The organism is Nonomuraea soli (assembly GCF_013761175.1).
Classification (GTDB): domain Bacteria; phylum Actinomycetota; class Actinomycetes; order Streptosporangiales; family Streptosporangiaceae; genus Nonomuraea; species Nonomuraea soli.
The window spans coordinates 1-11,364 of sequence record NZ_JACDUR010000004.1; the positions used below are offsets into that span (position 1 = coordinate 1).

Sequence of the window (11,364 nt, forward strand, 5' to 3'; positions counted from 1 at the left end):
AGAAGGGTGTTGAGGTCGTTCGTCACACATCGATCCTCGACACCCTTCGCTCTGCCCGCACTGGCATGACAGCGACTTAGGACTTACTCGTCTAGGGGGCCAGGTAGCGCAGCACCTCGGGAGGCAGCTTCTGGCTGGTGGCCTCCTTGAAGGCGGTGAAGCACTCACCCTGCGCCGCGACCGTGCCGGCGCCCTTCATGCACTCGGTGTAGGCGGAGTACTCGTCCATGAGGTACAGCTGCATGCCGGTGGCCATCAGCGAGAACAGCAGCACGACGGAGGAGACGACGATGCTGCCGACCGCGGTGCCGCGCGGTTTGTTCTCCTGCCGGAGCAGGGGCAGCGCGCGGATGCCCGCGACCAGGGCGAACAGTGCGAGCACCAGGCCCGCCAACGGCAGCATGAACACCATGGCGAGCGCCGCGATGGACAGCCAGATCGCCCTGCGCCCCGCGGCCTCCGCGGACGCGCGGACAGGTGTGACCACGTACCCTCCTCTGCTTCACCGGTGACGGAACCGATACCCTGGCTACCCACCCAACACTGGAGCGTGCGTGTCCAATTCTGTGGGGCGGCTCGTCGTCCTCGTCTCCGGCTCTGGAACCAACCTACAGGCCTTGCTCGATGCTGCGGTCAATCCGTCGTTCGGCGCGCGAATCGTCGCGGTGGGCGCCGATCGCGAGGGCATCGAAGGACTGGCCAGAGCCGAGCGAGCGAGCATCCCCACCTTCGTGGAACGGGTCAAGGACCACCCCTCGCGTCAGGAGTGGGACGAGACGATCGCCAGACGCATCGCCGTACACGAGCCTGATCTCGTGGTCTGCGCCGGCTTCATGAAGATCCTGGGCGCTCCGACCCTCGACGCCTTCCCCGTGCTCAACACCCACCCCGCGCTGCTGCCCTCCTTCCCGGGCGCTCACGGCGTGCGCGACGCGCTGGCCGGCGGGGTCAAGGTGACCGGCTGCACGGTGATGCTGGCCGACGCGGGGGTGGACACCGGGCCGATCGTCGCCCAAGAGGCCGTGCGGGTCTTCGACGGCGACGACGAGGAGCGCCTGCACGAGCGCATCAAGACCGTCGAGCGAGGCCTGCTCGTCGACACCGTGGGCCGTATGGTCCGCGAAGGCTGGACCGTTACCGGGCGAACAGTCCGGATCGGCAACTAACCAGGAGGATCAGGAACGTGTCACGCATTGCCATCCGGCGAGCGCTTATCGCGGTGTACGACAAGTCCGGGCTCGAGGAGCTGGCCCGTGCGCTCGACGCCGCCGGGGTGGAGATCGTGTCCACGGGCGGTACGGCTGCCGCCATCGCGTCCTACGGCATCCCCGTGACGAAGGTCGAACAGCTCACCGGCTTCCCCGAGTGCCTCGACGGCCGGGTCAAGACCCTGCACCCGCGCGTGCACGCCGGCCTGCTCGCCGACATGACCAAGCCGCACCACGTCGCCCAGCTCGAAGAGCTCGAGGTCGAGCCGTTCCAGCTGGTCGCGGTCAACCTCTACCCGTTCCGCGAGACGGTCGCCTCCGGCGCCGCCGACGACGCGGTGGTGGAGCAGATCGACATCGGCGGTCCCGCGATGATCCGCGCCGCCGCCAAGAACCACGCCACCTGTGCCGTCGTCGTCGACCCGTCGGGCTACGACGAGGTCGTCAAGGCCCTGGGCGAGGGCGGCTTCACCCTGCACGAGCGCCGCAGGCTCGCCGGCCGGGCCTACGCGCACACCGCCGCCTACGACGTGGCCGTGGCGAGCTGGTTCGGCAACGTCTACGCCGCCGAGCAGGACAGCTGGCCGGCGTTCATGGGCGCCACCTGGGAGCTCGACGACTCCCTGCGCTACGGCGAGAACCCCCACCAGAGGGCCGCGCTCTACACCTCGGGCCAGGGCGGGCTCGCGGGCGCCGAGCAGTTGCACGGCAAGGAGATGTCGTTCAACAACTACCTCGACACCGACGCCGCCTGGCGCGCCGCCTGGGACTTCTCCGAGCCCGCCGTCGCGATCATCAAGCACCAGAATCCGTGCGGCATCGCCGTCGGCGCCGACGTGGCCGACGCCCACCGCAAGGCGCTGGCGTGCGACCCGGTCTCCGCCTACGGCGGCGTGGTCGCGGTCAACGGCCTTGTCACCGCCGAGCTGGCCCGCCAGCTCACCGAGGGCTTCACCGAGGTCCTGGTCGCTCCCGCCTACGACGACGAGGCGCTGCGGATCCTCAAGGAACGCTGGAAGAACCTGCGCATCCTGCTCTGCCCCCAGGGGCCGTCCAACTCCGCCGAGTTCCGGCGGATCGACGGCGGCCTGCTGGTGCAGTCGGCCGACCGGATCGACGCCCCCGGCGACAGCGCGGCGGCCTGGGAGCTCAAGGCGGGCGCGCCCGCCTCGCCCGAGCTGCTGAAGGACCTGGAGTTCGCCTGGCGCGCCTCGCGCTCGGTCAAGTCCAACGCGATCCTGCTGGCCGCCGACGGCGCCACCGTGGGCGTCGGCATGGGCCAGGTCAACCGGGTCGACTCCTGTAAGCTCGCCGTCATGCGGGCCGGCGAGCGGGCGGCGGGCTCCGTGGCCGCCTCCGACGCCTTCTTCCCCTTCGCCGACGGCCCCGAGGTGCTCATCGCCGGCGGCATCAAGGCCATCGTCGAGCCGGGCGGCTCGATCCGCGACGAAGAGGTCATCGAGGCCTGTGAGAAGGCCGGGGTCACCCTCTACTTCACGGGGACCAGGCACTTCTTCCACTAACGTGGAGGCGTGGACAAGCTGCGCGCCTGGTGGGCACACCGGCAGGGGCTCGACGGCGGGCTGACCGGCGCCCCGCCCGCCCAGGTGCTGGCCGAGACCGGGTGGGCGAGGTCGGTCGGCGGGTCCAACCCGTACCTCACCTTGTTCGCCCGGGCGGGCAGCTCCCGCGAGCAGGCCGACCGGGCGGCGGCCGGCCTGGAGGTCTGCGAGCTGCCCAGCGCCCGCGGCTGCACCTACGTGCTGCCCGCAGCCGACTTCGCCCTCGGGCTGACCGTGGGCTCGGGCGCGGCACAGGGCGAGGCGGCCAAGGCCATCAGGCTCGGCGTGAGCGAGAAGGAGCTCGAAGAGCTGGCGGCGGGCGTGCTGTCCGTCACCGGCGACGCGCCCCTCGACCCGGCGGCGCTCAAGCCCCTGCTCGGCGATCTGGTGCGCAACCTCGGCGAGGCCGGCAAGAAGGCCGGCGTCACCACGACCCTGCCCGTCGTGCTCGGCCTGCTCCAGGCCGCCGGCGAGATCCGCAGAGTGCCCGTCAACGGGCGCTTCGACCAGCAGCGCTTCGGCTACGTGAGGTGGGGGCTTGGCGGCATGCCCGTCGACAACGCCCGGGTCGAGCTCGCCAGGCGCTACCTGCGCTGGACCGGTGCGGCCACGCTGGCCAACCTGCGATGGTTCACCGGCTGGACCGTGCGCGACGCCAAGGCCGCCGTGGCCGAGCTGGAGCCCGTCGACCTCGGCGAAGGACTGCTGACGCTCGACGCCGACGCCTACTTCGCCTACGAACGTCCCGCCGAGCCGCGCTACGCGCTGGTCGCGGGCATCGACGGCATCACGCTGCTGCGCAGGCAGATCGACACCCTCGTCGACGGCGACGAGACCAAGGGGCAGCTCGACCTGCAGAGCCACGCCATCCTCGACCGCGGCAGGCTCGTCGGGCTGTGGGAGTACGACCCGGCCGAGGGCGAGCTGGTCTGGGGCACCTTCGAGCCGCCCGCCGACGCCGACGCGCTGCGCGAGCAGGTCGCCAGGACCGAGGCCTTCGCCCGCGAACAACTCGGCGACGTGCGGAGCTTCAGCCTCGACAGCCCTGCGTCCAGAGCGCCGCGACTGGCCGCAATACGCGCGATGGACAGATGAGGGTGACGGTAAGGAGACATACCAAAGCAGGTCAATCACTCGTCAAGTTCGGCTAGCCTGTGCCGAACGGCCGTGCGGATGACACGGTCATCAGTGTCGTCCTGCCTTGGAGTCCCCCTTGCTCGATGTGACCCTGCATGCCTTCGTGACCGTCATGGGCATCTCCAGCAGCCCGTTCGTCCTGATCGCCCTGGCCTTCGTGGGGGCGTTCCTGGGGAGCAAGCTCGTCGAGGTCATTCCGGCCACGAAGCGGATCATCGAGCGTCGCGAGGCGCAGTGGGCCGAGCGCCAGTAACCGCGGGCTGAGCGGCAGTGGCCGTGGCTTGAGCGCCCTTGGCCGTGGGCTGAGCCGCAGTGGCCGACCACGCCAGCCTGGCCGCTCCGGCCAGGCCCGCCCGCACTCCCAGGGTGCTGCGGGTGATCTCCACCGACTTCACGAACGCCAGGCCCCCCAGGTCATCGACGGCCCGCCGTAGCGGGGCGAACAACACCTCACCGGCGTTGGCGACACCGCCGCCGATGACGACCTTGCGCACGTCGACGACGGCGGTGGTGGAGACGACCATCGCGGCCAGCGCCCTCGCACCGCGCTCGAACGCGGCGACGGCAACCGGATGCCCCGCGGCGGCATCCTCGGCCAGGGACCGCGCATCGACCGCCCGCGTGCCCAACGCGCCGGCCCGCCCATCGCCCGAGCCGGCCCGCCCGTCGGCCGAGCCGGCCTGCCAGGCGCGTGCGTCCGGGTGCCAGCCCTGTTCGACCGCCCATCGCGTCAGATGCGGTCCGCTGGCGTAGCGTTCGACGCAGCCGCGGCCGCCGCAGTCGCAGGGCTCGCCCGCCACCTCGACGGTCATATGCCCGACATGGCCGGCGTTCCCCGTAGGCCCGAGCAGCGGCACGCCGCCCATCACCAGGCCGCCGCCGATGCCCGTCGAGACCACCACGCCCAGCAGCGCCTCGCTGCCCTGCCCGGCGCCCAGCCAGTGCTCACCCAGGGCGAAACACTGCGCGTCGCCCGCCAGCGTCGTCGGCAGCCCGGTGAGCGCGGCCACCTCGTCCCGCACGGGGAAGCCGCGCCAGGTGCCGATGTTCACCGGGCTCACCGTGCCCGCCGCCAGGTCCAGCGGCCCGGCGCACCCGATGCCGACCGCGACGGGGGGCGGGCCGGAGCCGGTCAGCTCGGCGATCAGCGAGGCCAGCGCGCCGAAGACGTCGGCGGGCGGGGTGGGCCGCTGGGCTGAGGCGAGGATCTCGCCGTCCGCGTCGACCAGCGCGCCCGCCAGCTTGGTGCCGCCGATGTCGATCGCCAGCACATGGGGTGTCGTGGGCATCAGTGCTTGTGGTGGTTGTCGGGCTGGCGGGGGTCGCCTGGATGCTCCAGGCCGGGGACGAGGTCGACCTTTTCCGCCCTGAGCCGGTCGAGCCACTGCGCGAAGAACCGCCGCTTGGCGGCCTCCACAAGGGCCGGATGACCGGCCGCCCCCCTCGTCCCGCCGACGCCGGGGCCGAGGGAGGGGTTGAGGGCGGGACGGGGAGCGGGAGCGGGGGCGGTGGCCGGTGCGGGGGCGGTGGGCGAGGTGGTGCCGCGGGCGGAGGTGGTGCCGGGGGCGGCGGTGGGGACGGGGGCGATGGGCGGGTTTTGTGTGCTCGCCGACGCCGGGTGGGCGGTGGCGAGGTGCCAGCCGAGCGCGTCGTGCACCGGTCCCACCACGGTCCCGTACGGCGAGCGGCGCAGCTCGGCGGCCACGGCGGCGGGCAGGGAGGCGAGTTCCACCACGCCCAGGTCTTCCAGCGCCTCCTCGCCGCCGGGTCGTCCGGCGAAGCGGCGGTGCCGTACGTGGAACAGCTCGCCCGCCTCCGCGGCCTGCGGGGGCTGCCAGGCGGAGGGCACCGTCGCGTCTGCGGTGACGTGGTCGAACAGTGCCCGCACCCATGGGTTGCCGTTGAGCGCGGCCGCGTTGATGGAGCCGAGCTCGACCGATGCGAGGCGGTCCAGGGCGGGGCGCTCGACGGGGGAGAGGCCGAGTGAGCGGGCCTCGTCCTCGCACAGCACCTCGGTCAGGATCACCTGCGTCAGCCACCGTGCGAGCTGTCGGTCTTCCGGGCTGCCCGGGGTGGGGAGGGCGGCGTTCATGGGTCCGGCGCGCAGTTCGCCGATGCGGCGGTCGAGGGGTGCACGGGGCACGGGACGGCCGTTGACCCAGCCGATGACGGTTCCGCCGAGGGACGATCCGGTTGCGGGCGGCCGCGTCCTCAAGGGAGCGGGCGCGGGAGCGTGGGAGTGACCGTGGCTCATCGGGTGACCTCCAGGCGGACGACGGGGGCGTACTGGCAGCGGCCGAACCACATGACCTTCGCCAGCGCCCACGCGTGACCGGCTGGCATGCCGAGCGGCACCTCCACGGGAAAGGCCAGGTCGACGGTGGCGCCGGGGGCGACGGTGAAGCCCTGGACGACCGAGGGCAACATCTCCCACGTCCCCCAGGGCGCCGCGAGCTGGCCTTCGCCGCGGATCTCGGCCGAAGTGGTGTTGGCCAGCCGTACGACCAGGGACCCGCGATCGCCGGGACGCAGGGTGAGCGTGTCGGCGGGGGAGGTGACGACGAGCCCGGTGGCGCGGCCCTCGGTGGCCTTGGTGCCCTGGGCTGCGACGCCGTCCTCGGGGGCGGTTCCCGGTACGGGCAGCTCGGGCGCATCGCCGAGGGCGACGGTGAGGACGTCCTCGATGACCTGGCCGCCGGCCTCGGTGCGGGCGGTGACGAAGTGCAGGCCCTGCCCGGCGGCCGGGGTGACGGTGATCGGGAAGCGCAGGTGCCCGCCCGCCTCGACGCGGTAGACGCGTTCGGCGGGTGAGACGCTCCAGCCGTCGGGCACCTCGAAGCCGACGACGCCTTCGACGGCGGTGTCGAGCAGGTGGGAGGCGACGACGACGTCGGCCTCGAACGGGCCGTCCTGGGTGACCAGGCCGGGGGAGACGGCGATGGAGACGGGCAGGTAGCCGAGCGGTGCCGGGCCCTTGTTGTGCAGCCAGTAGCGGCTGTACACGGGCTGGGCGGTCTCGGCGGTCTGGCCGAGCTCGGCCCCTTGGGTGAGGGTGGCGGGCGCGAGGTAGGTGGCGACCTCGGAGCCTGCCAGTTCCAGCCTGGCGGGGCCGCCGGGCGCCTCCAGCAGGTCCGATTGGATCAGGGAGCCGAGTGGCAGGACGGGGGAGTCGAGGGCGGCCCGAGCGCCGAGGCCGGTGGACTCCACCAGGCGGATCGTCACGCCGTCGCCGGGTGTGGCGGCCAGTCCGTGGGCGTGCGGGTTGCCGGTGGCCTTGACGGTGCCGAAGAGTACGTCGCGGGCGGGCTCGACGCTGAGCAGCGAGTGCACGGCGGGCCAGCGGCCGTCCTGACCGGGGACGTACCGGGGCAGCAGCGGGGTGATGAACTCCTGTCCGGCCGAGGGCAGCTTGAGCGCGCGCCAGTCGCCGGGCCCCGCGGCCAGGCTGTAACGGAACTCGTGGGTCCAGTGCTGCAGCTGGAAGGCCGATCCGTCGGGGGCGGTACGGCGGGGCGGGTCGAGCCACACGCCCGAGGGCCAGCCGGTGCACGAGCGCATGAGCGACAGGTGCAGCGCCCCGGAGGGGTCGACGGCGAAGCCGGGCAGGCCGTACGTCAGCAGGGTGACCGTACGGTCCTCCAGCACCTCCTCGCCGAGCGGGCAGGCCGCTTCGATGGCGGCGTCGGCCAGGTCGGCGACCAGTTCCTCGACCGGTCCCGTGACGATCAGGGCGGGCAGGGCGCGCAGGTCACGGAGGTCGGCGCTGGGTCGCCAGACCTCGCGCAGCGGCTTCTCGGCGGGCACCCACACCCGGCCGGTCTTGGCGAGCGTCTCGGCGAAGACGTCGTCGACCAGCTCCAGCAGCTCGCGTGCCAGCGGGTTGTCCTCGCCCACGATGATGCGCACGTCGGGCAGGTTGGAGTCGACGTCGAGCCAGCCGTACCTGGATCCAACTGCGGTGGAGGTCGTGGCGGTGACGCCGACGCGAGCCAAAGCGACGAGCAGGTCACGGGCCACCGGGGCGTCGTCGAGCGTGGGCACGACGACCTCGGCCACGCCGATGGCTCGCTGTCCCGCCTCGCCGAGGTCGACGCGGGCGGTGCTCGACAGGCCGAACCAGGTGTTGGCGGGGTTGTCGAGCGTCCACGGGTGCTCGGCGGAGTCGGCGTCGGGCAGCGCGAAGCCACGTCCGATGACGGCGCCCGCGACGTCGGAGACGGGCAGGGCGCCGGGGACGTGGGCGGGGAAGCGCACGCGCAGCAGCCGGTCCTGGCCGGTGTAGTCGAGGATCCTGGTGGTGAAGTCGACGTTGCCGGAGCCCGCCCACAGGGTGACGATCTGCTCGAAGGCCAGGCCGTCGAGCTCTCCTGTGATGATCAGCCGGGAGCCGAGCGCCGAGTTCTCGGCCCGTACGGCCGCGGCGGAGGCGCCCTGGCCGATGGCTTCCCCGGTGGGCATCAGGTGCCAGGGCCCCTCGCCCATGTCGGGGTGGTGCGGGTATTCGCCGTAGAGGCGCAGCTCGTTGCCCGCGCCGGTGAGCAGTTCGCGGCCGTTGTCGAGGATGGAGGTCAGGGTGCCGCCGCGCGCGGGGTCGGCGGTGATGCTCCAGCGGTCGTTCTCGATGCTGACGCCGTCAACAGCCTGCCATCCCTGGGGAGCGCCCTCGATGACCGGGTAGCTGCGCCAGCCCATGGCGGGCACGTCGGTGGCCAGGAAGGTGAGGACACCGTCCTCGTGAAGAGCGGGCGCGTCCACGGTGAGACCCTCGGCGAGCCGTACCCTGACCAGGCCGTCGCGGGCGAACGACAGCGTGTTGGTCACCACGATGCTCCGGCCCTCGACGGAGATCTGGCCGGTCAGCGCGTCGAGGGCCCGGTCGCGGGCGTCGGCGGCCAGGTCGTGGGCCTCGCGCCAGCCGGTCAGCAGGTCGATGTAGACCTGGTCGGACTCCGAGCCGGTGATCGCGTCGTGGTGGGCGCCGTAGGCGAGCTGCCGCCACACCTTGTCGAGCGCGGTGTGCGGGTAGGCGCCCAGGCCCAGCAGGGAGGCGAAGGCCGCGAGCTTCTCGGCGTCGGTCGCGGCGACCTCGGCGGCGCGCTGTGCCTGCTTGGTGTCGATGTAGGAGACGTCCTTGCCCGTGTAGATGGGGTTCATGTCACGGGTCTGCGGGCTGAAGAGGCGTTGTTCGGAGCGGACGGCGTCGAGGAAGTCGCGCGGTGTCCCGCACACGAATCTCGGCCACACGTACGCCTCGGCGAACGAGCGGTGGATGTCGGTGACCCACTTGTTCGGCGGGGTGTAGTCGGTGCCGACCGGCAGCAGGATGTTGCGCGTGGCCGCGACCGGCTTCAGCGCCCGGTAGAGCTCGAAGACGGCCTGCGTGGCCTCCTCCAGCGAGGCGGAGGAGTCCATCCACCAGCCGGCCGAGTAGTGCGCGGGCATGTAGTGCGTGAGCACTCCGGCGCCGGAGGGCGAGATCCACTCGAACTCGCTGGGGAACTGCATCAGCGTGGCGTCGTTCTTGGCGGCCTTGAAGTTCTTGCTGATGGGCCCCCACTGGTGGAAGGGGCCACGCGCCCAGGCGGAGCCGGTGAGCCCGGCGGCGGCCAGGTAGCCGGGGAACTGCGGGTCGTGCCCGAACGCGTCGAGCTGCCATGCCGTGCGAGGGTCGCCGCCGAGGATGTCACGCTGGTAGCCGATGCCGTAGACGATGTTGCGGATCGTGGTCTCGGCGCCGGTCAGGTTGGTGTTGGGCTCGTTGTAGGTGCCGCCCATCAGCTCGACCCGTCCGTCGGCCATCAGGCGGCGCAGGTCGGCGCGGCGCTCGGGGTGGGTGTCGAAGAACGGCTTGAGATAGTCGATCTCGGCGAGCACGAACTTGTAGTCCGGGTCACGCAGCGCGAGGTCGATGTGCGCCTCGACCAGGGCGAAGGCGTTGCGCTCCCACAGCGGCCTGGTGGTGGCGTCGCCGGAGAGGAACTCCCACGGCGAGGTGTAGGCGGCCTGGGTGTTCCACCACACCGGGTCGTAGTGGAAGTGGGAGACCATGTACATGGTCCAGCCCGGCTCCTCCACGGTGACATCGACGGACAGCTCGGCGTCCGCGGCGGTGACGACGCAGGCCACCCGGGTCCCGTGGTCCCGCGTGATCCGCAGCGGCACCTCGACCACGATCTCGCCGTCGCCGGCGGGCACGACGACGGGCGACGCCGGTCCGACGCCCTCTCCCCGCACGTCGAGCGGGGTGTCCACCTCGCCCCGCGCGACTGTGACCTTCAGGATCTGGTACGGCTCGGCCTCCGTTCCGACGAACAGGTCGGTGGACTGGGCGGACAGCAGGCGTACGGGCACGGCGTCTCCCCGGGGGATGCTTCAGTGGCGAACGCCACCCTAATGGCAACGTTGTCATCAAGCTAGAGGCCCATGGAGAGCCGCCGAGAAGATAACGTTGTCACCCGTGACACGTCGCCCGACCATGAAAGATGTCGCCGAAGCCGCCGGAGTGGCGCTCAAGACGGTCTCGCGCGTGGTGAACGGCGAGACCACGGTGGCCCCCGAGACGCTCGGCCGTGTCCAGGCGGCCATCGACCGGCTCGGCTACCGGCGCAACGAGGGCGCGCGCCAGCTGCGCCAGGGCAGGTCACAGGCGATCGGGCTGGTCGTGCGCGACATCGCCGACCCCTTCTTCGCCGCCATCGGCAAGGCCGTGGAGACCCGCGCCGAGGAGGACGATCTCGTCGTCATGATCGGCTCCAGCCACGACGACCCGGCGCGCGAGCGGGACGTGGCGCTCGGCTTCACCGCCCGCCGTCCCAACGCCCTGATCCTGGCCCCCATCGCCAAACGCCAGGACTACCTGCTTCCCGACATCTCCGACGGCCTGGCGGTCTGCGCCGTGGACCGTCCCGCCCAGGGAATCGCGTGCGACGCCGTCCTCAGTGACAACGCTGTCGGGATCAGGCTGGCCGTGGAACACCTGCTCAAGCAGGGTCACCGCCGCATCGGCTATCTCGGCGACGACCCGGCTGTCTTCACCGCCCGCGAGCGAGTCACCGCCTTTCGCGCCGTGATGGCCGAACACGGCGTCCCGGTCGACGAGCACGAGGTACGGCTCGGCAGCCCGAGCCCCGAGTTCGTCACGAGCGTCATGCGCACGATGCTCGACGAGTCCGACCCGGTCACCGCGCTGATCACCGGCAACAACCGGATCACGCTGGAGGTGCTCAAGCGCCACCCGTCGCTCCCGGCCGCGCTGGTGGCCTTCGACGACCTCGAACTGGCGGAGCTGCTGCGGCCCGGCCTCACGGTCGTCGCGCAGGATCCGGAGGCGATCGGGCGCACGGCGATGTCGCTGCTCTCCGACCGCCTGGCCGAACCCCTGCGCGAGCCTCGGGAGATCCGCGTGCCGGTGCGCCTCATCCCTCGTGGATCGGGTGAAACCCTCCTACGATGACGAT

At 71.9% G+C, this 11,364-nt stretch carries 9 protein-coding genes; 5 read left to right on the plus strand and 4 right to left on the minus strand.

Annotated features, from left to right (window positions below; translation table 11 throughout):
- Positions 1 to 91: 91 nt before the first annotated feature.
- The gene (locus HNR30_RS18485; RefSeq protein WP_181611166.1) at positions 92 to 487 is read right to left on the minus strand and encodes a hypothetical protein; all 396 of its coding nucleotides are present in this window, start codon (positions 485 to 487) and stop codon (positions 92 to 94) included.
- A gap of 67 nt (positions 488 to 554) precedes the next feature.
- Here HNR30_RS18485 and purN point away from each other — a divergent pair, with 67 nt between their 5' ends.
- The 4 genes from purN to HNR30_RS18505 all read left to right on the plus strand — a co-directional run bounded on the left by purN (position 555) and on the right by HNR30_RS18505 (position 4,160).
- Positions 555 to 1,166 (plus strand): phosphoribosylglycinamide formyltransferase, encoded by a 612-nt coding sequence (gene purN / locus HNR30_RS18490; protein ID WP_181611167.1) that lies wholly within the window; start codon positions 555 to 557, stop codon positions 1,164 to 1,166.
- A gap of 17 nt (positions 1,167 to 1,183) precedes the next feature.
- Positions 1,184 to 2,731 (plus strand): bifunctional phosphoribosylaminoimidazolecarboxamide formyltransferase/IMP cyclohydrolase, encoded by a 1,548-nt coding sequence (purH, locus tag HNR30_RS18495; protein ID WP_181611168.1) that lies wholly within the window; start codon positions 1,184 to 1,186, stop codon positions 2,729 to 2,731.
- Positions 2,732 to 2,740: 9 nt separating this feature from the next.
- On the plus strand, positions 2,741 to 3,865 hold the full coding sequence (locus HNR30_RS18500) for a DNA glycosylase AlkZ-like family protein (RefSeq protein WP_181611169.1): 1,125 nt from the start codon (positions 2,741 to 2,743) through the stop codon (positions 3,863 to 3,865).
- Between the two features lie 118 nt (positions 3,866 to 3,983).
- Positions 3,984 to 4,160, plus strand: a complete 177-nt coding sequence (locus HNR30_RS18505) for a hypothetical protein (protein WP_181611170.1) — start codon at positions 3,984 to 3,986, stop codon at positions 4,158 to 4,160.
- On the opposite strand, the gene HNR30_RS18510 is transcribed toward HNR30_RS18505, so the two are convergent.
- The 3 genes from HNR30_RS18510 to HNR30_RS49330 form a co-directional block, all read right to left on the minus strand.
- Positions 4,120 to 5,196 carry an ROK family protein gene (locus tag HNR30_RS18510; RefSeq protein ID WP_181611171.1) on the minus strand — a complete coding sequence of 359 codons (1,077 nt, stop codon included), beginning with the start codon at positions 5,194 to 5,196 and terminating at the stop codon, positions 4,120 to 4,122. The two genes, HNR30_RS18505 and HNR30_RS18510, sit on opposite strands and share 41 nt — an antisense overlap.
- Complete coding sequence (locus HNR30_RS18515) at positions 5,196 to 6,050, minus strand: DUF7158 domain-containing protein (protein ID WP_181611172.1); 855 nt, start codon at positions 6,048 to 6,050, stop codon at positions 5,196 to 5,198. Before HNR30_RS18515 ends, HNR30_RS18510 begins: the two co-directional genes overlap by 1 nt.
- 107 nt (positions 6,051 to 6,157) lie before the next feature.
- Positions 6,158 to 10,258, minus strand: coding sequence for a glycoside hydrolase family 38 N-terminal domain-containing protein (locus tag HNR30_RS49330; protein WP_181611173.1), 4,101 nt, complete (start codon positions 10,256 to 10,258; stop codon positions 6,158 to 6,160).
- Between the two features lie 106 nt (positions 10,259 to 10,364).
- On the opposite strand from HNR30_RS49330, the gene HNR30_RS18525 reads away from it, so the two are divergent.
- Positions 10,365 to 11,360 (plus strand): LacI family DNA-binding transcriptional regulator, encoded by a 996-nt coding sequence (locus HNR30_RS18525; protein WP_312894485.1) that lies wholly within the window; start codon positions 10,365 to 10,367, stop codon positions 11,358 to 11,360.
- The last annotated feature ends 4 nt before the right edge of the window (positions 11,361 to 11,364 follow it).